Raw genomic sequence first — 22,322 nt, 5'->3', positions numbered from 1 at the left:
AAAAGCCTATGCCCTTACGAAAAGGTATAGGCTTTTGTCAACAATCTGAAAGAAGATTCATTATCGAATCTTCTTACTTAACAGCGTCTTTCAAAGCTTTGCTAGCTTTAAATTTTACAGATTTGCTTGCAGCAATTTCAATTTTTTCCTTAGTAGCTGGATTGATACCAGTACGAGCTGCTCTTTCACTAATTGAGAATTTACCAAATCCGAATACATCTACAGTACCATTATCTTTTAAAGTATCCGCTACTGTATCGAATACGAATTGAACATAAGCTGTTGCGTCTTTTTTTGAACAACCGAATTCTTCAGCCAATTTTTCAGCTAAATCTTTTTTATTAATAACATTAGACATTTACATGTTCCTCCTCTAATTATTACCACGCTATTTTATCATTTCTATAACTAGAGTGCAACGTCTTTCATTATTGATTCCACCACATATTTTGGTAAGCCTACCACATTGGTATAATCACCTTCAATATGATCCACAAAATCACATTCCTGTATACCATAAGAGCCTGCTTTATCCATACATTTCCCACTATTTACATACGAAATAATATCTTGTTCTGTAAGTTTCTTAAAATAAACATCTGTCGTTTCGACATGTAAAAAAGTTTGTTTTTTATAGATTACACAAACACCCGTTTTTACTTGATGCCTACGATTTGATAATGCGTTCAACGTCTTTAACGCATCCTCTTTTGATTTTGGCTTACCCAATATTTTTTGATTCAAACATACAATCGTATCTGCCGATATAATAATCGAGTCTGAATAGAATTCTCTTACTTCTTTTGCCTTAGATTCAGCAACCTTTTTTAAAGCCTCATCCAAACCTAAACTTAAATCAAACACTTCATCCTTTTTGGCTGGACAAACAATAAAATCGTAGCCCAAGTCTTTTAATATCTCTTTTCTTCGCGGAGATTTAGACGCAAGTACAATCATCTTTCAAAACCTATCGGTGCCTTTTTCACCATATAATAAATAGCCAATCCACTTGCCAGAGCAACAAAACAAATCACTTTGATTACACAAGCAAGTACTAGCTTATAAAAAATTGTTTCTGGAAGCATACAAATCATGAAATCCGTATTGGGGTCTAACAGCCACAATTGATTCGTAAAGAAAATCGTATGAAACCATGTCCAGAAACTTGTAAAATCTGTAAAGATCCAAAACCCAAAGAACACAAGCATTACTATGAATGTAAACATGGCCGTTAAAAAACCTTTACTCAAATACGCAAACATCAATTCTTTTTCATTCCAGTAAAAATATAAAATAATCAACACTAGAATAATAAGCGCTGTTTTAGCAAACCTTAAAGCATTCTGATACAACGCCTTTACATCCACCATATGACTCGTTTCTTTTTCATTAAAAGTTTCTTGAGATACACCATACCACGTGATATGTCCCTTGATATCATCACGCTTGTCATCTAAATAATCCAACAATAAACGAATACTTTGATTCAAATCTTTCTTAGAAACACCAATATCACTAGCCAAATCCATCTCTTCATATTCAGGAATATAAAAATCTGGATTTAATGCTGTACTCTTGATACTAAACACAACACAAACAATGATAAAGCACCAGCCAAATATAAAACTTAAAACACGTCTCATTATTCTACAGCTACCAAATCAGCCTTTTCTACCATTGGCATAGCCTCAATCAAACTGACTAAAGACTGAATACCGATTTCTAAATCACTAATATCTAAAGTAAGTGCTACGTTGGCAATTCCATTAATAGGAATCGTTTGGTTAATAGCTAAAACATTAACTTGTTTTACAGATACTAAAGATAAAACTTTAGAAAGTGTGCCCTTTTCATTTCTTAAAATCATCGAAATAATTGCCTTACGATTCGATTGTTCTGCATTAAATGAAAAAACGGCATCCTTATATTTATAATATGTGCCCCGCGAAATACCAACCATTTTAACAGCTTCACTAATTCTTTTTGCCTTGCCCGACTGTAATAAAATACGTGCCTGCATAACTTGTTCTAAAACATCCGGTAAAATATCGCCACTCACAACATAATATTTACTCATATTTTATAAACGCCCCCTCTTTGGCTATAGTTAAAAATCTATAATCCAATTCACTAAAACAAGATTCTAAAATCTTGGATAATTCAACCAAATGAGATTCTTCTAACGAAACAACCATAATAGTTGAACCACTTCCTGAAATCCACATTGGAAGTTGTTTTGAATCACAATACTTCTTTATCCTATCATATTCCTTAATAAATTGCCTACGATATGGTTCATGCAACAAATCCCTACAAGAACTTGCAAGTAAAGACTCATCCCCCTGTTGCAAAGCCTGAATAAAGACGAGTGCATGCGATACTTGTGAAACACAATCTTTAAATGCCATACCAGTCGGCAAAACCTTTCTTGCCTGAGAAGTTTTTACTTCATAACGAGGTACAATGGCCAAACAGTGATAGTTTGCACATGGAACAAGACTCATTTTCACATCTTCTCTTTCCATAAAACAAGCTGTAGCCTGACCAAAAATAGCTGGTGCTACATTATCAGGATGTCCCTCTATACTTGTGGCAATCTTTAAGATTTCCATCTTGTCCATACCCTTTTTAAACCATGCATCACAAGCTAAGATTCCCGCAACAACACACGTTGAACTTGAACCCAAGCCACGGGCAAAAGGCACATCTGTATCTATCGTTAGTTTAAAAGTCGGATATCCCAAATGTAAATAGTCACAAGTTGTATAAAAGGCTTGCACGACTAAATTGTTTTGTCCTTTAAATTCACCCGGACAACCTTCTACAATCAACGTATCACTTTCTTCAAAAGTAAAGTGAGCCCACCAGTCTACAGCCATACCAAGACAATCAAATCCCACGCAACAATTTGCGCTTGTTGCTGGGACACACACACTAATCATGGAATACCTCTTTTGTACTTTCACATACCACGTCTTTCATAGATGCTACATCGATAACACGATCATGTAAAACATCTAAGTCTTGAAGTTCCTTTAATTGAGTAGGAATTGCATCTTGACAATATTTTGATAAATCTTGCATAGCCATCCATTCATTATCTTCCGTATATCCTAATGCTTTCAAAACATCTTGACTGAATTTATAAGGTGAAGCTGTAGCCAAAGAAACAATAGGACGATCTTTACATTCTTTTGCGACTTTGTACGCAATGGCCGAATGCGGATCTAAAACATAGTTTGTCTTATCATAAACCAATTTGATTTCTTCACTCGTTTCTTTGTCATCTACACTGCCACACGTAAATAAGTTTTGAATGGTTTTAAAAGTTTCATCATCAATCTGATAACGACCCTTTTCATTTAATTCCTGCATCCATTTCGATACTTTTTGTGTATCCTTATTAGATGCATAATATAATAGTCGTTCTAAGTTTGAACTAATCAAAATATCCATACTTGGTGAAATAGTCTGGATAAAATCTCGATTTCGATCATAGATACCTGTCGTTAAAAAATCTGTTAATACACGATTCGCATTGCTGGCAACATAGAACTTTTCTACTGGCAACCCCATCAAATATGCATAATATCCAGCTAAAACATCTCCAAAATTTCCAGTTGGAACACTAAATGAAACTTTATCCCCTAATTTGATAGCACCTTGATGCACTAATTGTTTGTAGCTATCAAAATAGTAAACGATTTGAGGAACCAGACGACCCACATTAATGGAATTAGCACTTGTCAAAAGAATATTTTGTTTCGCACAATACGCATTCAATTCTTCATCTAAGAATAGACGTTTTACTTGGCTTTGCGCATCATCAAAATTGCCTTGAATTCCAAATACATTCACATTCTTTCCTTTTTGCGTAACCATCTGACGATATTGAATGGCACTAACCTTTTTATATGGATAGAAAACATTAATACCAATATTTTCTACATCACAAAACCCAGATAAAGCCGCTTTACCTGTATCTCCACTTGTGGCAGTTAAAATCAATGCTTTTTGGTTCGTAGTTTTTAAGGCACAGGACATTAATTGTGGTAAAAGAGTTAACGCAACATCTTTAAAGGCACATGTAGGACCGTGGAAAAGTTCTAACACATAAACATCATCTACTTTTTTTACAGGTGTAATCTCTTTTTTAGAGAAAGAATTCGCATATGCATTTTCAACACATGTCACCAATTCTTCCTTCGTATAATCTGTAAGAAGATGTGAAAGTATATAAACGGCATTTTCTTTATAAGACTTTGAACATATTAAGGATAAATCTAAATGAATTTGATCTAAAGTTGGAAGTACGTATAAACCTCCATCTGGACTCATTCCATTTAGTATGGCTTGCTTGCTGGAAACGCTTTGGTGTGCGTCTCTTGTAGAAATATAATCGTTCATGTGAATCCTCCTTGAAAATCTATATTCCATATGATACAATGTTCACACTTTAAAAACAAGTGTTTTCTAAAAAGATACAGGAGGAACTATATGAACGCAGTTATCTTAGGTTATGGAGTTGTCGGAAAAGGAATTGAAATCCTGGCAAAAACATTGGATGATATCAATATAAAATACGTTTATGTACGTAAAGAAAAAGAAAACCTACCTTATTTTTCTAACAATGAAGATATGGTAGTTCAAGATGATATTGATATCGTTTTTGAATGTTTAAACGGATTAGAACCTGCCAACACATTGATTCAAAAAGCTTTGAAAAAAGGAAAACATGTCATCAGCTCAAATAAAGCTGTTGTCGCAACCTATCTCGATACCTATTTAGAGCTTGAAAAAGAATATGGAGGAAGCATTCAGGTAGAAGCTTGTGTTGCAGGTGGTATTCCATTTATCGATGCCTTATTAAAACTAAAAAGACTTGAACCACTACAAGGCTATGAAGGTATCTTTAATGGCACAAGCAACTACATTTTAGATTCTATGCAAAAAAACAACTTGGATTTTGAAGACGTTTTAAAAGAAGCTCAAGATAAAGGATATGCTGAAAAAGATCCATCTAACGATATTGATGGTGTTGACGTATATTATAAAACAAAGATTTCTAACAGCTTAGCTTTCAACACACCCATCGTTGACATTCCATATTATGCAGGAATTCGTACAATCAAAATGTTGGACATTAAATTCATCAAAATGAACAATAAAGTCATACGTCATTTATCCATATCAAGACAAATTGACGATAAAATTATTTCCATTATCGCTCCATGTTGCATGGATGAAAATGATTTTTTAGCCAATGTTCCTAGCAACTACAACGCACAAAAAATCCTATCTCATAGCTTTGATACACTAGGCTATTATGGTCAGGGCGCCGGCCAATTACCTACAGCGCAAGCCATGGTACAGAATGCTTTAGATACACTTGAAAATAAAGAAAGAAAAATTGTTTATTCAACACCAAAAGAATTTGATACGTCTCTATTAAAAGAAACGTGGCTAATTCGCAGTGATGTTTCCCTAGAGAATTACTATCCTATTCAAAAGAAAGAAGCAAACTATTACTGGATTGAAAACCAGGATATGTCAATCATTAAGAAAATTAAAGAATTAGATAAAAATAGTTTTATCGCATTATGGAGGTAGTCATATGTTAAAAATCACTAAATTTGGTGGTTCTAGTGTCGCAAATGCTGAACAGTTCAAAAAAATCAAAGCCATCATCCAACAAGATCCAACACGCCGATACATTGTTGTATCGGCTCCTGGAAAACGTTTTGCGGCCGACAATAAAATCACAGATCTGCTTTACTTGTTAGATGCCCACAGAAAATACCATGTTGATGCATCGAGCGTCTTTAAACTCATCAAAAACCGTTTCATCGAAATAAAAAATGAATTAGACCTTAAACAACCCATCGAAAAAGAGTTGGATGCCTTTTACACCAATCTTAACCAAATGTCCCAAGCTGTTATCGTCAGTCGCGGTGAATACTTCTGTGCTAAATTAATGGCTGAATATCTAGGTTATGCCTTTGTGGATGCCAAAGATATTATTCGTTTTAAACTAGATAAATCTATTGACTGGGATGCGACCAGCGCAAAACTTCAAGCTAAATATGCTCAATACGACCACTTTGTTTTCCCAGGCTTCTATGGCACAAGTGCAAATGGACACATTCAAGTCTTCCCACGTGGCGGAGGCGATATTACAGGGGCTATTTTAGCAAAATGTCTTCATGCCGACGTATATGAAAACTGGACCGATGTGTCTGGATTTTTAATGGCCGATCCTACAATTGTTAAAAACCCAAAAGGAATTACTCATATCACATATTCAGAACTAAGAGAACTTTCCTATATGGGAGCTAGCGTTTTACATGAAGAAGCTATTTTCCCGGTTAAAGAAGCTAACATTCCAATCCACATTTTAAATACCAATCGCCCTCAAGACGCAGGTACAATCATCCAAGAACATTCAAAAGTAAAAAGTGGATATCCAATTACAGGTATTGCAGGTAAAAAGGATTTTATGTCTATCTATGTTTATAAAAAGCATATGTCAAATGAAGTCGGTTTCATTCGTAAAGCTCTATCCATCCTAGAAAAATACCACATCAGTATTGAACACATTCCTAGTGGAATTGACTCATTCAATATTGTTGTAGAAAAAAAAGAAATTGAAGAGAGTCTTTATGAAATCTTGGCACACTTCAAAGATGAACTAAAACCAGATAAATTAACTGTCCAAGAGGATTTAGCTTTAATTTCTACTGTAGGTAAAAACATGTCCGATAAGCCAGGTACAAGTGGCAAGTTATTTGGTGCCTTAGGTAAAAATAACATCAACATTGTCATGATTGCCCAAGGTAGTGATGAAATCAATATCACAGTGGGAGTCAAGAAAAAAGACTTCACAAAAACAGTCCAAGTTATATATGATACTTTCGTAGGAGGAAATGAAGAATGACAACAATCGCAATTGCCGGTGCTACAGGTGCTGTAGGACAACAAATGTTAGAATGCTTAAAAGAAAGAAACATTCAGGCTGACCTTAAATTATTGGCTAGTGCCAGATCAAAAGGCAAAGAAATCGATGGACACATTGTTGAAGAACTCACAAAAGAAAGTTTTCAAGGTGTTGACTATGTTTTAGGAGCAACTGGAAATGACATCACAAAAATGTGGATGCCATGGGCCAAAGAAGCAGGATGTATCGTTGTTGATAATTCAAGTGCATTCCGTTTAGACAAAGATGTTCCTTTGGTAATTCCTGAAGTGAACAAAGAAGATATTAAAGGCCATCATGGCTTGATTGCCAATCCAAACTGTGCAACGATTATTGCCCTTGTAGCTTTACAAGCTTTACATAAAAAATACCGCATCAAACGAATGATTGTGACAACATTTCAAGCTGTATCAGGTGCTGGTGTTCAAGGAATTGAAGATTTAAAGAATCAAATTGAAGATGAAAATGTTCCATCAAAAGCTTTCCCTTACCAAATCGCATTTAACTTGATTCCTCAAATTGGAGATTTTGATGATTTAGGCATCTCAAAGGAAGAATGGAAGATGCAAAATGAGGCAAGAAAAATGTGGCACGATGATGCTTTAAAAGTTAACTGTACTTGTGTACGTGTTCCTATTTGGCGTTCTCATTCTGAAAGTATCACCATCGAATGTGAAAATGAAGTGGATGTCAATGAGGCGAGAGAATTAGTATCCAAAGCTGAAGGCGTACTATTAAAAGATGATCCAAAAAATCAAATCTATCCAATGCCAAAGGATACGACAAATCAAGACTTAGTTCATGTTGGAAGAATTCGTAAAGACATCACGGATGAAACAAATCATACATTATCTCTATTCTGCTGCGGAGACCAGATTCGTAAAGGTGCTGCTACAAATGCAGTCCAAATTCTAGAAGAATTATTAAAGGCAAACGATTAATTTCGCTTGCCTATTTTTTAGTTAATTTCAATATCTCCACTTGTTGTATTTAAAGTTAAGGTCGCATTATTTGTTCCTAGCACACGAGTTACAGAACCCGTTAATTCTTCTTCCCCAATTTCAATATCTCCACTCGTTGTAGAGGCTGTGACTGAAACATTATTGATATTTTCTACACTTACATCTCCTGATGTGGTATTTAATGTATTATCTCCAGTTAATTGGCCATCAAATTCTATATCTCCACTTGTAGTTACAAAAGTACAATTATTTAAATTTCCATTCTCAATAGAAATATCACCAGACACACTTGTCACTCTAGAATCCTTTAATGCCACGTTTTGAGTTTCAACATCCCCTGCAACAATATTGCCATTCACAATTAAAGAATCATTTATCGTATAAATAATCACTTCATTATCATCGTGACCGACAAAATGTTTATCTGAAATTGTTTCTTTTACAGTTAAAACACCATCATCAACAGAATAATCCAGTTTTTGTTTCTTCGCATCCTGCAAACGATAAGAAATCGCGTTCTCACTTGATTTCTCAATTTTAACATCCATACTTGTCAAATCTAAATTGACAGAAGTAAAATCTTCGATTCGTTCATGGTTCAAAGGTTCTTTCGCAATAGATATTTCTTCAGATACTTCGCCAATGTCCACATTCGTATTCGTAATTAAATGAATCGCAAGAAAGCTACCTCCTGCAATACAAACAAGAATAAGAATAAATACTATAATGAATCCTTTTTTCATCAAACCACCTCTTTCACTACTAGTTTATCACCACTACTTTGTTTTGTACAGTAGTATGCTCAAAAAAAGAAGAATTACTCTTTAATTCTTCCCTTCTCAACATTAGGAATAATGAAATGCTCATACATATACTTCCACAACACTTCACTACCCTCATGTGTTTTTTCGTTTCGCTTTAATATCTTTTCAAGATGCACACCATTTTCAACCCACATTCTTCCATCCGTCGCAGCATTCAACATAACAGGCTGAAAATTATCCATCACTCTGGCAAACTTAGCTTCCGGTGTTCTTCTTTCTTCAAATTCATTCCACAAATGTAATACTTTCTTTGCCTGATCTTCTGGCAATAAATTAAAAATGCGATTAGCTGCTAAATTCTCTCTTTCATTTTGCGTTTTCAAGCCTTGATCATCATATGCATAGGTATCCCCTGCATCAATTTCCACAAGATCATGAATCAACAACATAGAAATTGTTTTTAATACATCAACTTTTTCATTGGCATATTCACTTAATAATAGTGTCATAATAGCCATATGCCAAGCATGTTGAGCATCATCCTCAAAGTCTTTCCCATTGCTTTGAAGTGTCTTTCTTTTGATTTGTTTTTCTTTATCAATTTCCAAAATAAATTGCATCTGTTTTTCAATTCGTTCCATACCATCACCAACACCATTTTAACACACAAAAAGGCCCGGATTCACTCAGGCCTAATCTATTACGTCAACTTCGAAATCATTAGTGAACTTGAGGAAGGAGCAAAATACGATTTCTATTGACGCAAACCTTCTTAAAACTTCCTTTCGAAGCCAATGAAATTATATCATCATTTGCAACTGTTTACAATATAGTTGTAAATATTTTACATTTTCGTGAAAGTATAAACATATATAATATTACACAAGATATCACACTTACCAAAACAACTCCGATTACAGATAACTTTTTGGGTTAACCTTCAATTTGTTGTTATGACATAAATAATGTCAAAATTGCTTGTATACTTTAAGTATCTAAAAGGTAGGCACTTATATGAACACAATCAATTCCTCTAATTTCTTACTTCCTAATGTTGCGGACAAACTATGCTCTTATCAAAAAGAACGTGTATCTTTGATGATCAATGATTTTATTGAAATAAACAAGCAGATGGATAGTTATCATTTTCAATACTGTCCTAAATGTGGTGCTTATCATCCAGTTCTTGTAAAGGCAGGTAAGACAAAAGCAGGGAAACAGATGCTTAAGTGCAATGCATGCAATAAAAGATTTGTCTGTGATCATGCTCAGTTGACATTTTATTCACACCAGAGCCAAGCAAAATGGAACGATCTAATCATTCAAACACAGAACGGAAATTCTATTCTTAAAACAGCCGCAAAAATAAATGTAAATGAATCCACTGCTTTTCGCATGCGTCATAAATATCTTCATTTTATTGAAGTTATGGAGTATCCCATACATGCTTACGAAAGAGATTGAAGTTGATGAAACGTATATAACACATTGCAGAAAAGGACGAAAAATAGAGGGTCATCCAGGGAAGAAACGAGGAACACCCACTAGAAAAAGAGGCTTGTCAAAAGAAAAGATATGTATCCTAACAGCGGTGCAGCGATCGGGAAACTGCATTGCTCGTTCTTTTAATGTGGCTAAACCAAGAATTGACGATGTGTTACAGTTTAGTCGCTGTATTGAAGATAAAAGCTATGTATGGACAGATGGATTAGCTAGTTACCAGAAGGTGCTCGAAGAAAAGAGATGCGAGAATAAAATTCTAGTCAGCTATAAAAGTTATGACTCTGTAAATCATCTAAACAATGTTAATTCTTTTCATTCGCAAATTCAGGCACAATATACGTGTTATAAAGGTATATCTAGTAAATACATCAATCGATATAACGCCTTGTTCACCCTACAACGCGAATATCTTGGAATGGATTCACAAGAAATGTTACGTTTGATCATGAAACGTTGAGAAAGATCCATGTATATTTTTATATACGCCAAATTCGTAAAGAATGTTTATTTCCGTTCGCTATCGTTTAGAAAGTACCTATATCAACAAATTGAAGGTTAAGCCATACCAAATTATCATTCAGCGATAAAAAAATATTCATTCCATTCAAGTGTTGATTTATATAATTGCTTACCTTTGAACATAAATGACAATATAATAAGCACTAATGCTAAACCTTTTGATAATAAAATTTTTACAAGAATAATTGCTGCCAGTAGTAATAATTTCATCATCATTAAAATTCCTCTCCTTGCTGTTTCTTTTCATAATATATGGTTGTTATTAGTTCGATTATCCAACTAATAGATAATAAAAGTCCTAAAACAATCAGAATTGCTACTGTTAAAATATTTTCAGTAAAATAGAATGCAATCATAGACAATATTACGCAGATGAAGATAAGTGCTTGAAGAATGACAAACGCTGAACATAGACTTTTCAATTTGACAATACTGTTTCTTACATTTATTTTTGAGGATATATCTTCTTCTGTGCATTTTTTAGACAACGCTCTGATTAAAGAATTTAACCCAATTGACAATGCAAGAAATGAAATAACGATATTTCTGATTTGCAAAATCATTAAATCAGAGGGCACCGTCAAATTTTTTATCAAAGAAATAGCACCTATTACACAAAATATAGTACCTGTAATTAAGCCTTTTTATTGTAAGCTTTCATTATCCTACACTCCCCTGTATCTTGGTACAAAAGAGTATAAACTATACACGAACTGTAAAGTCAAGAGTTTTCATTAATCTTAATCATAATTTTTGTAATATAATCAGCTTCATCAGAAATAACAAAATCATTCAAGCCAACTTCATAAGCATAGTCAGTAAGTTGTAGATTATTTCCATGAGCATAATCAAGCATCTGTTGATATAAGGCTGGTAATTTATCCCATTTACCCTTTTGATAACCACAGAGATATTTTCCTTGTGGTTTTATAAAACTATTCGGAACAGATTTTTTGTTTAAGGCAATCGTGTATATTCCCTCGTATTTATCGAAGTTCATCTTATATACATTGTCAAGCGAAATAAAGCTTCCCATTCCCATTCGTATTTGTTCTATTCCCCATATATCTTTCAAACGAGAGAAAATTTGTGTTATATCATCTTCTGAGAAATCATAAGGATAGACTAAAAGCCTTTCTGATTTACATTCTTCAATTCTGATTTCCCGTTCCTGTAAAGTTTCACAAAAAAATATTTGTTCTTTCTTGCTCTGCATTACAGTTTTAATATCTTTCAGCTTTTGAATTTGCTTATCAACTTCTTGTTCTTTTTCGTTCACAATTTTTAAGAAATCAGCAGGTGTAGGATTTTTTCGATATGTTTCGATTTCCTCAATACTCATATTTAATTCTTTCAACATACGGATATATTCAAAATCTATACTTTGTGAAATATCATAATAGCGATAGCCATTATCAGATTTTGTAAGTGGACGGAAAAGCCCGATTTCATCATAATAATGTAATGTGCGTTTGTTTACTTCGTGTAATTTTGCAAATTGTGCAGTTGTCAGCTTTTTAATCTCTTCTCTCATTTTCTTAAAACTCCTTATTTACATTACAGTTACTGTATACTTTATCATATATGATATGAATGATGTAAACAAGGAGAAGAACAATGAAAATAAAATTACGTGAATATCAAAAACAAGATTTTAAAGCTTTAGAAACTATCATTAGGGAAACATGGCATTATGATGATTTTAGCAGTCCCAAAATAGCGGTTAAACTAGCAAGAGTATTTTTAAGCAGTTGTTTAACCAACTATACATTTTCAAGAGTAGCGGTAGTTGATGGAAATGTGGTTGGTATTATATTAGCTAACAATATTTCTAAACATAAATGTCCTCTTTCAAATCGACTGTTACAAATAAAATCAATACTATCCTTATATAGTTCAAAAGAGGGTCGGAATGTTTCAAAAATTTTTGGTAACGTCAATGGAATAGATAAACAATTATTGAATGAAAACAACAAGATTTATCCGGCAGAGCTTGCCTTATTTGCTGTAAGTTCTTCATGTAGAGGAAAAGGAATTGGTAAAATACTCTTTCAGTCAACTCTCGATTACATGAAGCAGGAAAAACTGAAAGAATTTTATTTGTTTACAGATACAAGCTGTAATTATGGTTTTTATGAACATCAAGGAATGAAAAGACGATTAGAAAAGGAACACATATTTAACATCAAAGGACAGCAAGCGGTAATGAAATTCTTTATTTATGACTATCAATGTTAATGATAACAGTTATTCTTTCTTCCCATGATTACCTGCCATAGCAAAAAAAAGCCCTGTCAAGAGCTTGCCGCCATTGGTGGTGTTATGCACTCTTGATCAGGCTTTTTGTTTACTGTATCTTTTCGTAAGAGGAAAAAGATTATTCGTCCTCATCATCATCAAAATTATCCGTTATCCACGGTAATTTCGATAACAGTTCCATATCCTCTTTTGAGTTCGGGTTTATCATTTTCACGACTTGATAAGGTGTCCTATACTTGTGTTCCTCAATGCTTTCCCAAACATATCCATGCTGTATAAATCATCATGGCGGTTTAACAGTTTTTGGAATTCCAAATGTTGGATAAATTCTTTGATTGGGTAAAGGTCGGACGCTTCAATGCTTGTTCCATTGATATAGTCGGTAATGTATTCCCGTAACTTTTCTAACTCATATTCCAGCCATTCTTCCTCGCTGTCAAAGAAGTTATCATAATGTCCATGCTTCAATTCTGCATTTAATCGTTCCTCTGCTCTCAAAAACTGACGGACTTCTTTTTCAGACTGATTAACATATTTCCATTCCCCGATAACAATTCATTGGGTGTTACGTCCAGCACTTCCATTATCTTTTCCAGCGTTTCATAAGCAGGATAGTTCAACCCTCTTTCAATCTTGGAAAGGCTCTGCATATTGATACCGGTTTTATCCGCAAGCTCCTGTTGTTTCATTCCTCTAAATTTTCTTATGGTCTGTATATTATTTCCTAAATGGCTTATTTTCATTGCATACCCCTCCATATCTCGTTATACCTTTGCTATTATAAATCTATCATGCTTAATATGATTTATATAGACAAAAATAGATATTGATCATTAAGCATATAGGAATCACTATGTTCTTGTAATTGAATAGGCACAATAGAATGAAATACAAAAACATTCAAAAAGAAATACCTATCTGATTAAACCCATAGATATGAATATCGGTTGAAATGGAATTTGTTTAAAAAGGGTAAAACAGGACTTGTCGACAGAGCATTGCAGGACTGTTGGCGTACGTGAGCAAAAACGACATGACGGATTGCCGTCAAAGGACGGAAATGCTTTGTCGGCTGGCGAGCCTTGTCTGTGCCTCCGTTATCTAACAGGGGGCACTATTTCACAAAAGACAAGTAAAAAATCATACAACCCCAAAGCTGCAAGGAGTAATATGAAGTTTTAAGAAGATAGTAACTTCACATTCTTTTGAATAGTGGTTTACAGGTATTTCAAGGCTATTATAGGATTGGAGGAATACAATGAACAATTTAGAATTTGCACTTGAAATGAAGAACAAACATCTTGCAAGCGCTCTTTCACAAGGAGAACTTGCACGTCTTACCCATGTATCAAGATATAGTATAAAAGGAAAACCCAAGGTTGCGATTGATTACAATATGCCTTTTGTCCGTATGGTAAAGAAATACAACAAGCACCATAAGGAAAACCCTTTGCCACATATCACACCACATACACTACACCATACATTCTGCACAAGACTGGCAAGCAAGAACATGAATCCATAAGATTTACAGTATATCATGGGGCATTCAAATATCAGTATCACAATGAACTGGTATGCTCATGCGTCCATAGATACTGTAAAATCAGAGGTTCAGCGTCTAATCGCATAGAAGTATTTACCACGATTTTAACCACGCTTGATAGCGAAAATATAAGAAGATAGACCTAGATATGTGAGGTTTACCACAAAAGAAAAAATGCCCGTAGAGCCGATAAAATAAGGCTTTGCAGACATTTAAGAAGGTATAAAAAGATAGTCAAAGACATATATAATTTATTAATAAAGACTGTAAATATAATTATTACATAAGCAACATTCTGAGCTAACATTGTGACAGCAGCCATTTGTCCAGCTCCTGTATACACAAACAAGGAAAAGCTCAATGCTCTAAAAAATGTTAATCCTGTTGCTTTAGCCAACATACCCTACGCTATTCCAACAGGAATATATCCTAAAATAATTGGATTGCTGCCTTGGCCCCTACTTTAAAATCTTTCTTCATAATCATTTGCTAAAGAAAAAAGAAACAGTGTAAAACTATTTCTCTTCTTCCTTCTTATGAAACATTTCACTAAATACGCCTAACGCATAGAAAAGCACACTAAAGCAGATGCTTTCATAACACGTCGTAATCATGTACAAAACCAAATTCACTACACTTAAGTTTGTACTGTAATATGAAGTAAACGTATTATATGCTTGGATTGCCGCATAACACGTATAAGCTAACGATAAAACGGCAAAAACGTATAATAGAATTGTTAATGTATTCTTATTTTTCATTTGAAATACCCCCTTTAAATAATGTACTAATTAAACCACTATTTTCGTATTTATACAAACAAAAATTTTTCAGTTTATTTTAAGCAAACGCATCATACGTATCATCATCCTCACAAACAATTTGAATGACACGCTTTCCATCCACTACAGTCGATACAATCTTATCTGGATATTCCATGGCATCCGAACGAATCGTTAATTCAATACCTTGAGATATCTGGAATTTTTTTGTACGTTTATTATTCAAGCTTTCGGGAACAACTTTAAATTCTGTATCAAAATTTTTACGTTCAGGAAGCGCTAGTAAACAATCTTTAATAACATCTTTCTCAATTTCTTCTTCACTAAAAGAATACGAATCAATTAAATTATCAATACATTGATTGTAGTTTAACTGCTGTGGTGTATTCATCACATTCTGCAATTCACTAGATAACTTTACATAATCCTTTTTAGAAACAGGTTCTACAGCGCTCTTCAATTCATTATCCACGGCCTTAAATGCGGAATATGTATTTTTGGCATCATCCCTAGCTTCATCTAACTCCAAGAATGAAACCGTCCAATATTTTGCCATAGTATCTGAATATGCCTTAACATCTTTAAATACTATATGCGAATTAATTTCATACATTGAAAATACAGCTGATTTCCACAATGATTTCTTATCTCCTGAAAATCCATACTTCTTTGATAAATCACTTCCATCATACCATTTTGAATGTTCCACTTTAGCAATCACAAATAAAAGTTCATCACTACTATTTTGTACCAAAGCCTGAATTAAACTTCCCTTTTTCACATTAGAACCCATGCGATAGATTTTTGCTTGTGCAAGTTTTTCACTCATCAAAAGCTTATCTGCAATACTATCTGTAAGAACTTCACATTTTTCTTGATTCAATGCCATTTGACGAATACACGAAACAACTTGTGTTTGTTCATCATGAATGGTATACATTTTATTTTTCTCATTTGAGTTCGCATACTCAATATATTCCTTCACAAAACCTTGGAATTCTTCAGGCATCTCTTTTCTTTGTAGTGTATCATTGTCTAAATCCAATATATGGAAAGATGTATATAAAATTGTCATAAAAAAATTTACTCCTTTTTATCGCAAATATTATACAATAAGTAAAGGAGGTTTTAAAAATGAAAAGAAAATCGATACCTATTTTATTATTAACTGGCTATTTAGGAGCTGGCAAAACCACTTTATTAAATCACATTCTAAAAAATCAAGAAGGATATAAAGTTGCGATTATTGTCAATGATATTGGTGAAATCAATGTCGATCAAAAACTAATTGATAAAAATGCACAAATTCAAAAAGAAGACACAGACGTTGTAGGTCTTACCAATGGATGTATTTGTTGCACACTAAAACTAGATCTTTTACAACAACTCTCAGCCTTAGCCTCATCCAATAAGTTTGATTACATCATCATTGAAGCGAGTGGTATTTGCGAGCCAATCCCCATTGCGCAAACCATTACTTACGCCAATGAAACACTATATTCTAGAGGATTACCAGAACTATTCCACTTAGACAACATCATCTGCGTTGCCGATGCTGCAAGATTGTCAAATGAATTCACTTGTGGTAAACACTTATTAGAACCTTGTGAAGATGAAGATTCTTTAGACTCTTTATTGATGCAGCAACTCGAATTCTGTAATACCGTTATCTTAAACAAAGCAGAAACCGTCAACGAAAATGAGAAAAATGAAATCAAGGCAGTCATTCATAAACTATGTAAAGATGCCGGAATCATTGAGGCTAGCTTTGGCCAAGTTAATTTAGAAGAGCTTTTAAACACACATAACTTTGATTATGAAAAAGCACAAAACAACATTGGTTGGATTCACGAAATCGAAGAACACGAACACCATCATCACAATCACGAAGGTGAAGCTTTAGAATATGGAATTTCTACTTTTGTGTGGCAAACAAGAAAACCATTGGATTTAAAGAAATTCACAAATCTATTAAATAACTATCCGAATGTGATTCGCACCAAAGGCTACGTATGGTTTGATAACCAACCTGATTCTGCCTACTTATTTGAACAAGCTGGTAAATTAAATTCACTTACAGAAGACTCATTATGGATTGCGTCAGCTCCAAAACAAGATCAAATGGATTTATTAAAAGCCAATCCTCAACTAGCTCAAAACTGGGATGAAGAGTATGGAGATCGAATCAATCAATTAGTCTTTATTGGAAAGAATATGAATGAAGAACAAATAAAAAGACAGTTCAATGACTGTCTTGCATAGGAGAAGAAATTCTCCTATTTTTTTTTAACTTTGAAAAGTTTTGATCCAAAATTCTTTCAACTTCAGAATACGATTGATTCTTTAACGAAGCCACCATAGTAATTTCATTTTTTAAAGCAGCAATATAATCGTCACTATCAATAGCCCATTTCACAGCTTCAATACCATCGGATTCCATAAGTAATTTATCCATAGATACTTGTTCTACTAAATGCGTTACTTCCTCTTCTTTTCCAATTGAAGGACCAATCGTGAAATAAGATACCACTTCATCATATTCTTTGACATAATCCATACATCCATACCAATGTACAACATATGTATTTGGATATTTACGAATCAATTCAAGTATTGTTTTTTCCTGACCCTTCGTATGAAGAATAACCGGTTTATTTAAAGCATGTGCAAGCTGAAGCTGTTTTTCAAACACTTCTTTTTGAATATTTAAATCCAAATCACACCATACACTATCCATGCCGATTTCGCCAATGATAGGTGCCTTTTTTAACAAAGGAAGCATGGATTCAAATGTATCTAAACTTGCATTCCAAGGATGTATTCCACAAGAATAGAACAACTGCTTTTGATGGACAAGTTCAAATTCTTTTTCATTTACGACGTTACAAATACCAGAAATTCCATATTCATTCTGTAGCGCATTTATTTCTTTTGAATAATGATAATGTGCATCATGCATGATTTTCACCCTTCAACAATTCATAAACTTGTTTCTTCAAATCACTTTGTGAAAATAACCAATCCCTCGATTTCTTTTCTTTAGATAAGTCTATTTCCTGCAAGATATGACTTGGCTTATTCGATAAAATCAAAATACGATCCGATAAATATAAAGCTTCATCAATATCATGTGTAACTAATAAAGTAGTACGATTATAATTCTTTCTTAATTGTAACAACCAATCTTGCATATCATTTCGAGTAATAACGTCCAACGCTCCAAATGGTTCATCTAATAAAAGAATATCCGCTTTACACAAAGAAGTTCTCAAAAAGGCAGCTCTTTGGCGCATTCCTCCTGAAAGACTCGATGGATATGCGTTTTCATAACCAGAAATACCAAATGTTTCAAATTCTTTTAAAGCTCTTTGTCTTATTGATTTATCATGATTAATTTCGCCATACAAACAAACATTATCTAAAATCGTTCTCCATTCAAGTAATAAGTCACTTTGTGGCATATATGCAAAATGACTACTAATACCTGTAATTGGTTCATCATCCACAAATACGGAGCCAGAATAATCTTCAATTAATCCTGCCAATACATTTAGAATGGTGGATTTTCCACATCCACTTGGCCCTAGAATGGAAACAAATTCACCTTCTTGAATAGAAAAAGAAATATCGTTTAATATTTCTTTTCCTGAAAATTCAAGATTTAGCTTTTCAACATATAGCTTCATTATTTTACAAACTCGTTAGTATATTGATCTTTCGCATCAATCTTTTGACTGATCAATCCTGTTTCATACATAAAATCTGTATAATTATCCCATACAGAATCTTTCATAACACCCCATGAATCTGCATCTTTGGCATATTGACTACTTAAATATTTTTGACTTTCTTTAAGAAATTTCAAATCTGTATCTGACAATGCATCCTCATGTAAGATTTCAGCTGCTTTACTTGGATGATCAATCGCATATTCATATCCTTTTTTAGTAGCTTCCATAAATTTTTTAACTGTATCTGAATTCTTTTTAATCATCTTTTTGTTGGTGATAATAACCGGAGTATAGTAATCCAAACGATTATCTAAATCAGCTAATGGCATATAGTTTAAATCATATCCATCTTGTAGTGCTTTAATAATAGCCCAACCATAGAATTCCCATCCAAGGTTCACTTTATTTTTACCAACTTCATCACTAAGTCCTGCAATACCAGACCCATCAGATCCTACGATGTTTAACTTACTAAAATCAGCACCCGCTTCATTCATAACCGCTTTAATGACAGCTTCTTCACTTGGTGCTCCCCATCCTGCATATGTTTTTCCTTCAAAATCCTTTACAGAATTGATGTTTGCACTCTTTAAAGAAACAAATCCTGAAGTGTTGTGTTGGATAATTGTCGCAATTGTTTTAATTGGAAGTGGATCTTCACTTGTTAGGGCATACGTAACATCTTCTTGGTAAGAGATTCCAAAATCAGCTTTTCCAGCCGCAACCATTGAAGTTGTCGCATTATCACCTGGCTCAATAATATCTACATCTAAACCAGCCTCTTTATAATATCCTTTGTTTTTAGCTACATAGAAACCAGTATGGTTTGTATTTGGCGTATAATCCAACATCAATGTAACCTTTGTTAATTCTTTATCAGAATTCGATGTTTGAGCACAGCCAACTAAACTTAACGCAACAGCAGCTGCACACATAGCCTTTAAAATTTTCATTTTCTTTCTCCTTTTCGTAAATGTGGAAATAATATTTTTTCCAATAGAGTCACTCCTAAATTCAATAGAATGCTCCAAAATATAATCATCAATACACACGCAAAGACTTTATCTAACATATATCCGTTTTTTACACGAAGCATGTAATAACCAAGTCCTGCTCTACTTGAAAGCCATTCACCTACAATAGCTCCGCCCACACAATAGGTAGCCGCTACCTTTAATCCTGAAAATAAGCCAATGGCACCCGATGGAATCTTAACAATTTTATAGATTTGAAATAGATTGGCACCAAAACTTTTTAATAAATTGATTTCTTTTTCATTCACTTGTGACAAGGCATCCGTAAAGGATATCGCAATCGGAAAAAAACACATAAATATGACAATTAACACTTTGGGCAACAAATCAAATCCAAACCAAATTGAAAACAAAGGCCCTAAAACCATAATAGGAACGGTTTGTGTCACAATCAAATATGGATAAACACTTGTCTTAAATGTTTTGGATAGATCCATACAAATTGAAATAAGTATCGCAAAGAAAGTACTAATCAACAATCCTAAGATTGATTCTTGCAACGTAACAAGCGAATGTTGCATTAGAATATCAAAATTCTCAATAAGTGCACTGATAATTTTTGATGGACTTGGCAAAATATAAAGTGAAATATCAAATACACGAACATATAATTCCCAGCCACCAATCACTAGAATAAACACAAGCAACGGCATGACAATTCTACGATTTTTCTTCATTCACTAGCTCCTTTCCAAATAAAAAAGGCACCCTAGAGTGCCACCATCAATCGATATGACTCCCTACGCTAGAATTAACCAGATCAGGTAATAAGGGTTTTTCTCAGCATTTGCACCCCTGTCATGTATGTTTTTACTTGCCCATTGATTATATCACAATCTTAGACTAATTTATATTTCTTGCATATATCCTCAACAATTCCATCTAAACTTTTACCATCCATTGAAATCGAATCCATTTTGGATGCATATAAAGTATGGAAATAATCAAAATCCGCCTGTATTTCTCGCATATAATATGCCTTATGCTTATTTAGATACGATTGAGGGATGTGCAAAAGATTGTCATTATCATCCGTAAATTCCAAGCGTTTAAAAACATTTTCAGTTCGATTTGTTAAGTCGAAACAAATAATATCTGAATCTTCAAAGAAATCTTCATATGCATCTAAATACGCAATAGGACTTAGGGCAATGACTACATTTTCATTTTCTTTGATCCAAGATGAAATCATTTCTGCACGCAATTCATCACATTCATATTGATCATTATATTCATCTTGAAACACAAGCATCGTACCATATTTTTCTTTGATTTTCGCATCCATATCGATAAAGTTGTAACCTATTTTCCTTGCCAAGAACTCACCAACAGTGCTCTTTCCAATGTTACACATCCCAAAAATTAATATTTTCATTTTTCCCTCTACATCATTACACGAATCAATCCACATAAAACTAAATGTCCCACATAGAACCAATAAAAAAACCATTTCATAAATGTACTCTTTCCTCTTGTTCCATCATATAAAGACATAATCGGATATACTAAAACAATTCCGAACTGCAACAAACCATAAACTACATCAATACATAAACAATAGACCATTGCATACATAGAAATATATAAGGCCATACCGAGTACTTGTTTTTTTAGATTGCCTTGATTTTTATAAATGTGGTTTGTACAAAGAATGGGAAAGCATGACCAATCACTTGGAAATGCCAACAAACAAAGAATTAGAATACAACCTATCTTCTTTGCATCTTTCCATTCTTGATATTCCACCCATAAACCAATCACCGACAAGAATAATGGCCATATAATACTTGTCTGATTTAATAAAGAATCTTTTAAAGGAATCAAAGAAATGCCAAAACAGAGGTTATACGCAAAGTGAGCGATAATTGAAAAAATCAATAATCTTTCTAAGTACTTCTTTAAACTATGCGTATGCGTATAGCCTTCAACCACCATAAACCACATGATAGGTGCTGCCACTCGTCCAATTAAATGAATCAATAAAAGCCACCAATACTTTTCATAATTCGGATAAAATGTTGTTGCGAAATGATCCATAAACATCGCAATGATCGCAATCATCTTGATTTGATTTCCATTTTACTTTTTTATCATTGAGTCACACCTTCTCCTACATTAGGTTCAAAGTGCGAATAAACAACATCTGCACCAAATAAAAGAAGTAAAACCAAACATGCCGCAGATAATTTTTTATTTAGGCTATGTCACAACAAACAGTTGATAAATAGCCATTTTTATAGGGGAGTATC

General features: G+C 33.6%; 26 protein-coding genes, 2 pseudogenes and 1 riboswitch. Of the genes and pseudogenes, 8 read left to right on the top strand and 20 right to left on the bottom strand.

Annotated elements, in window-relative coordinates; translation table 11 throughout:
• Positions 1-73: 73 nt before the first annotated feature.
• From LJE08_RS08520 to thrC, 6 genes are read right to left on the bottom strand one after another with little or no spacing between them, the layout of a single operon-like run.
• Positions 74-358, bottom strand: a complete 285-nt coding sequence (locus LJE08_RS08520) for an HU family DNA-binding protein (protein WP_003863836.1) — start codon at positions 356-358, stop codon at positions 74-76.
• Between the two features lie 50 nt (positions 359-408).
• The gene (locus LJE08_RS08515; protein WP_227402931.1) at positions 409-957 is read right to left on the bottom strand and encodes a nucleoside triphosphate pyrophosphatase; all 549 of its coding nucleotides are present in this window, start codon (positions 955-957) and stop codon (positions 409-411) included.
• Positions 954-1,643 carry a TIGR01906 family membrane protein gene (locus tag LJE08_RS08510; RefSeq protein WP_117925960.1) on the bottom strand — a complete coding sequence of 230 codons (690 nt, stop codon included), beginning with the start codon at positions 1,641-1,643 and terminating at the stop codon, positions 954-956. The genes LJE08_RS08515 and LJE08_RS08510 overlap by 4 nt, the downstream gene beginning before the upstream one ends.
• The gene (locus tag LJE08_RS08505) at positions 1,643-2,077 is read right to left on the bottom strand and encodes an ACT domain-containing protein (RefSeq protein ID WP_117925958.1); all 435 of its coding nucleotides are present in this window, start codon (positions 2,075-2,077) and stop codon (positions 1,643-1,645) included. Before LJE08_RS08505 ends, LJE08_RS08510 begins: the two co-directional genes overlap by 1 nt.
• Complete coding sequence (gene thrB, locus LJE08_RS08500) at positions 2,070-2,942, bottom strand: homoserine kinase (protein WP_117925956.1); 873 nt, start codon at positions 2,940-2,942, stop codon at positions 2,070-2,072. Before thrB ends, LJE08_RS08505 begins: the two co-directional genes overlap by 8 nt.
• Positions 2,935-4,407 (bottom strand): threonine synthase, encoded by a 1,473-nt coding sequence (gene thrC, locus LJE08_RS08495; RefSeq protein WP_227402930.1) that lies wholly within the window; start codon positions 4,405-4,407, stop codon positions 2,935-2,937. The genes thrB and thrC overlap by 8 nt, the downstream gene beginning before the upstream one ends.
• A gap of 90 nt (positions 4,408-4,497) precedes the next feature.
• Here thrC and LJE08_RS08490 point away from each other — a divergent pair, with 90 nt between their 5' ends.
• The 3 genes from LJE08_RS08490 to LJE08_RS08480 are packed head-to-tail and all read left to right on the top strand — an operon-like array spanning position 4,498 to position 7,914.
• Positions 4,498-5,610: a homoserine dehydrogenase gene (locus LJE08_RS08490; RefSeq protein ID WP_227402929.1), complete on the top strand. Its 1,113-nt coding sequence runs from the start codon at positions 4,498-4,500 to the stop codon at positions 5,608-5,610.
• A gap of 4 nt (positions 5,611-5,614) precedes the next feature.
• Positions 5,615-6,934 carry an aspartate kinase gene (locus LJE08_RS08485; RefSeq protein ID WP_117925949.1) on the top strand — a complete coding sequence of 440 codons (1,320 nt, stop codon included), beginning with the start codon at positions 5,615-5,617 and terminating at the stop codon, positions 6,932-6,934.
• A complete protein-coding gene (locus LJE08_RS08480; RefSeq protein ID WP_217255882.1) occupies positions 6,931-7,914 on the top strand; it encodes an aspartate-semialdehyde dehydrogenase in 984 nt (327 codons plus the stop codon). Before LJE08_RS08485 ends, LJE08_RS08480 begins: the two co-directional genes overlap by 4 nt.
• A 17-nt stretch (positions 7,915-7,931) precedes the next feature.
• Here LJE08_RS08480 and LJE08_RS08475 read toward each other — a convergent pair whose 3' ends face one another.
• Positions 7,932-8,678 carry a DUF4097 family beta strand repeat-containing protein gene (locus LJE08_RS08475; RefSeq protein ID WP_217255881.1) on the bottom strand — a complete coding sequence of 249 codons (747 nt, stop codon included), beginning with the start codon at positions 8,676-8,678 and terminating at the stop codon, positions 7,932-7,934.
• Between the two features lie 74 nt (positions 8,679-8,752).
• Positions 8,753-9,340, bottom strand: a complete 588-nt coding sequence (locus tag LJE08_RS08470; protein ID WP_227402928.1) for an HD domain-containing protein — start codon at positions 9,338-9,340, stop codon at positions 8,753-8,755.
• 373 nt (positions 9,341-9,713) lie between these two features.
• Here LJE08_RS08470 and LJE08_RS08465 point away from each other — a divergent pair, with 373 nt between their 5' ends.
• Both LJE08_RS08465 and LJE08_RS08460 read left to right on the top strand, forming a co-directional pair.
• On the top strand, positions 9,714-10,163 hold the full coding sequence (locus LJE08_RS08465) for a hypothetical protein (protein WP_227402927.1): 450 nt from the start codon (positions 9,714-9,716) through the stop codon (positions 10,161-10,163).
• Complete coding sequence (locus LJE08_RS08460; RefSeq protein WP_238635995.1) at positions 10,144-10,659, top strand: IS1595 family transposase; 516 nt, start codon at positions 10,144-10,146, stop codon at positions 10,657-10,659. Before LJE08_RS08465 ends, LJE08_RS08460 begins: the two co-directional genes overlap by 20 nt.
• Positions 10,660-10,775: 116 nt before the next feature.
• On the opposite strand, the gene LJE08_RS08455 is transcribed toward LJE08_RS08460, so the two are convergent.
• Together LJE08_RS08455 and LJE08_RS08450 are read right to left on the bottom strand one after the other, a co-directional pair.
• Positions 10,776-10,937 carry a hypothetical protein gene (locus LJE08_RS08455; RefSeq protein ID WP_217255878.1) on the bottom strand — a complete coding sequence of 54 codons (162 nt, stop codon included), beginning with the start codon at positions 10,935-10,937 and terminating at the stop codon, positions 10,776-10,778.
• A gap of 505 nt (positions 10,938-11,442) precedes the next feature.
• Entirely contained in the window at positions 11,443-12,255 is an 813-nt protein-coding gene (locus tag LJE08_RS08450) for a MerR family transcriptional regulator (RefSeq protein WP_227402925.1), read from the bottom strand.
• Between the two features lie 83 nt (positions 12,256-12,338).
• Here LJE08_RS08450 and LJE08_RS08445 point away from each other — a divergent pair, with 83 nt between their 5' ends.
• Positions 12,339-12,959 carry a GNAT family N-acetyltransferase gene (locus LJE08_RS08445; RefSeq protein WP_217255875.1) on the top strand — a complete coding sequence of 207 codons (621 nt, stop codon included), beginning with the start codon at positions 12,339-12,341 and terminating at the stop codon, positions 12,957-12,959.
• Between the two features lie 139 nt (positions 12,960-13,098).
• Here the strand turns inward: LJE08_RS08445 and LJE08_RS08440 are convergent.
• Positions 13,099-13,738, bottom strand: a pseudogene (locus tag LJE08_RS08440) (helix-turn-helix domain-containing protein).
• A 605-nt stretch (positions 13,739-14,343) separates the two neighbouring features.
• On the opposite strand from LJE08_RS08440, the pseudogene LJE08_RS08435 reads away from it, so the two are divergent.
• A pseudogene (locus LJE08_RS08435) lies at positions 14,344-14,613 on the top strand (tyrosine-type recombinase/integrase); the annotation flags it as partial.
• A gap of 70 nt (positions 14,614-14,683) precedes the next feature.
• Here LJE08_RS08435 and LJE08_RS15310 read toward each other — a convergent pair.
• The 3 genes from LJE08_RS15310 to LJE08_RS08420 form a co-directional block, all read right to left on the bottom strand.
• The gene (locus tag LJE08_RS15310; RefSeq protein WP_186998650.1) at positions 14,684-14,926 is read right to left on the bottom strand and encodes an AzlC family ABC transporter permease; all 243 of its coding nucleotides are present in this window, start codon (positions 14,924-14,926) and stop codon (positions 14,684-14,686) included.
• Between the two features lie 115 nt (positions 14,927-15,041).
• Positions 15,042-15,287 carry a hypothetical protein gene (locus LJE08_RS08425; protein ID WP_117926668.1) on the bottom strand — a complete coding sequence of 82 codons (246 nt, stop codon included), beginning with the start codon at positions 15,285-15,287 and terminating at the stop codon, positions 15,042-15,044.
• Positions 15,288-15,366: 79 nt separating this feature from the next.
• On the bottom strand, positions 15,367-16,383 hold the full coding sequence (locus LJE08_RS08420; RefSeq protein ID WP_227402924.1) for a nucleoid-associated protein: 1,017 nt from the start codon (positions 16,381-16,383) through the stop codon (positions 15,367-15,369).
• A gap of 59 nt (positions 16,384-16,442) precedes the next feature.
• Between LJE08_RS08420 and LJE08_RS08415 the strand changes: the two genes are divergently transcribed.
• Entirely contained in the window at positions 16,443-17,570 is a 1,128-nt protein-coding gene (locus tag LJE08_RS08415) for a GTP-binding protein (protein ID WP_217255873.1), read from the top strand.
• On the opposite strand, the gene LJE08_RS08410 is transcribed toward LJE08_RS08415, so the two are convergent.
• The 6 genes from LJE08_RS08410 to LJE08_RS08385 form a co-directional block, all read right to left on the bottom strand.
• Entirely contained in the window at positions 17,551-18,267 is a 717-nt protein-coding gene (locus LJE08_RS08410; RefSeq protein WP_227402923.1) for a TatD family hydrolase, read from the bottom strand. The two genes, LJE08_RS08415 and LJE08_RS08410, sit on opposite strands and share 20 nt — an antisense overlap.
• Positions 18,260-18,994, bottom strand: coding sequence for an ABC transporter ATP-binding protein (locus LJE08_RS08405; protein WP_117926794.1), 735 nt, complete (start codon positions 18,992-18,994; stop codon positions 18,260-18,262). Before LJE08_RS08405 ends, LJE08_RS08410 begins: the two co-directional genes overlap by 8 nt.
• A complete protein-coding gene (locus tag LJE08_RS08400; protein WP_117926793.1) occupies positions 18,994-19,992 on the bottom strand; it encodes an ABC transporter substrate-binding protein in 999 nt (332 codons plus the stop codon). The genes LJE08_RS08405 and LJE08_RS08400 overlap by 1 nt, the downstream gene beginning before the upstream one ends.
• On the bottom strand, positions 19,989-20,750 hold the full coding sequence (locus LJE08_RS08395; protein WP_117926792.1) for an ABC transporter permease: 762 nt from the start codon (positions 20,748-20,750) through the stop codon (positions 19,989-19,991). Before LJE08_RS08395 ends, LJE08_RS08400 begins: the two co-directional genes overlap by 4 nt.
• Positions 20,751-20,793: 43 nt before the next feature.
• Positions 20,794-20,880, bottom strand: a riboswitch (TPP riboswitch).
• 31 nt (positions 20,881-20,911) lie between these two features.
• A complete protein-coding gene (locus tag LJE08_RS08390) occupies positions 20,912-21,448 on the bottom strand; it encodes a shikimate kinase (protein ID WP_227402922.1) in 537 nt (178 codons plus the stop codon).
• Positions 21,449-21,456: 8 nt separating this feature from the next.
• Positions 21,457-22,140: a TraX family protein gene (locus LJE08_RS08385; RefSeq protein WP_368735827.1), complete on the bottom strand. Its 684-nt coding sequence runs from the start codon at positions 22,138-22,140 to the stop codon at positions 21,457-21,459.
• Between the last annotated feature and the right edge of the window lie 182 nt (positions 22,141-22,322).

This window comes from Holdemanella sp. DFI.5.55 (genome assembly GCF_020593575.1).
Taxonomy (GTDB): domain Bacteria; phylum Bacillota_I; class Bacilli_A; order Erysipelotrichales; family Erysipelotrichaceae; genus Holdemanella; species Holdemanella hominis.
The sequence above is the reverse complement of the archived record's forward strand: the minus strand, read 5'-3'. Positions and strand labels throughout refer to the sequence as shown.

Coding starts and splice junctions, on each gene's coding strand:
- LJE08_RS08510 (WP_117925960.1), bottom strand. CDS start 1,643: ATGAGACGTGTTTTAAGTTTTATATTTGGCTGGTGCTTTATCATTGTT.
- LJE08_RS08465 (WP_227402927.1), top strand. CDS start 9,714: ATGAACACAATCAATTCCTCTAATTTCTTACTTCCTAATGTTGCGGAC.
- LJE08_RS08410 (WP_227402923.1), bottom strand. CDS start 18,267: ATGCATGATGCACATTATCATTATTCAAAAGAAATAAATGCGCTACAG.
- LJE08_RS08460 (WP_238635995.1), top strand. CDS start 10,144: ATGCTTACGAAAGAGATTGAAGTTGATGAAACGTATATAACACATTGC.
- LJE08_RS08420 (WP_227402924.1), bottom strand. CDS start 16,383: ATGACAATTTTATATACATCTTTCCATATATTGGATTTAGACAATGAT.
- LJE08_RS08470 (WP_227402928.1), bottom strand. CDS start 9,340: ATGGAACGAATTGAAAAACAGATGCAATTTATTTTGGAAATTGATAAA.
- LJE08_RS08390 (WP_227402922.1), bottom strand. CDS start 21,448: ATGAAAATATTAATTTTTGGGATGTGTAACATTGGAAAGAGCACTGTT.
- LJE08_RS08475 (WP_217255881.1), bottom strand. CDS start 8,678: ATGAAAAAAGGATTCATTATAGTATTTATTCTTATTCTTGTTTGTATT.
- LJE08_RS08445 (WP_217255875.1), top strand. CDS start 12,339: ATGAAAATAAAATTACGTGAATATCAAAAACAAGATTTTAAAGCTTTA.
- LJE08_RS08415 (WP_217255873.1), top strand. CDS start 16,443: ATGAAAAGAAAATCGATACCTATTTTATTATTAACTGGCTATTTAGGA.
- thrB (WP_117925956.1), bottom strand. CDS start 2,942: ATGATTAGTGTGTGTGTCCCAGCAACAAGCGCAAATTGTTGCGTGGGA.
- LJE08_RS08425 (WP_117926668.1), bottom strand. CDS start 15,287: ATGAAAAATAAGAATACATTAACAATTCTATTATACGTTTTTGCCGTT.
- LJE08_RS08480 (WP_217255882.1), top strand. CDS start 6,931: ATGACAACAATCGCAATTGCCGGTGCTACAGGTGCTGTAGGACAACAA.
- LJE08_RS08485 (WP_117925949.1), top strand. CDS start 5,615: ATGTTAAAAATCACTAAATTTGGTGGTTCTAGTGTCGCAAATGCTGAA.
- LJE08_RS08505 (WP_117925958.1), bottom strand. CDS start 2,077: ATGAGTAAATATTATGTTGTGAGTGGCGATATTTTACCGGATGTTTTA.
- LJE08_RS08515 (WP_227402931.1), bottom strand. CDS start 957: ATGATTGTACTTGCGTCTAAATCTCCGCGAAGAAAAGAGATATTAAAA.
- thrC (WP_227402930.1), bottom strand. CDS start 4,407: ATGAACGATTATATTTCTACAAGAGACGCACACCAAAGCGTTTCCAGC.
- LJE08_RS08520 (WP_003863836.1), bottom strand. CDS start 358: ATGTCTAATGTTATTAATAAAAAAGATTTAGCTGAAAAATTGGCTGAA.
- LJE08_RS08490 (WP_227402929.1), top strand. CDS start 4,498: ATGAACGCAGTTATCTTAGGTTATGGAGTTGTCGGAAAAGGAATTGAA.
- LJE08_RS08395 (WP_117926792.1), bottom strand. CDS start 20,750: ATGAAGAAAAATCGTAGAATTGTCATGCCGTTGCTTGTGTTTATTCTA.
- LJE08_RS08405 (WP_117926794.1), bottom strand. CDS start 18,994: ATGAAGCTATATGTTGAAAAGCTAAATCTTGAATTTTCAGGAAAAGAA.
- LJE08_RS08400 (WP_117926793.1), bottom strand. CDS start 19,992: ATGAAAATTTTAAAGGCTATGTGTGCAGCTGCTGTTGCGTTAAGTTTA.
- LJE08_RS15310 (WP_186998650.1), bottom strand. CDS start 14,926: ATGTTGGCTAAAGCAACAGGATTAACATTTTTTAGAGCATTGAGCTTT.
- LJE08_RS08455 (WP_217255878.1), bottom strand. CDS start 10,937: ATGATGATGAAATTATTACTACTGGCAGCAATTATTCTTGTAAAAATT.
- LJE08_RS08450 (WP_227402925.1), bottom strand. CDS start 12,255: ATGAGAGAAGAGATTAAAAAGCTGACAACTGCACAATTTGCAAAATTA.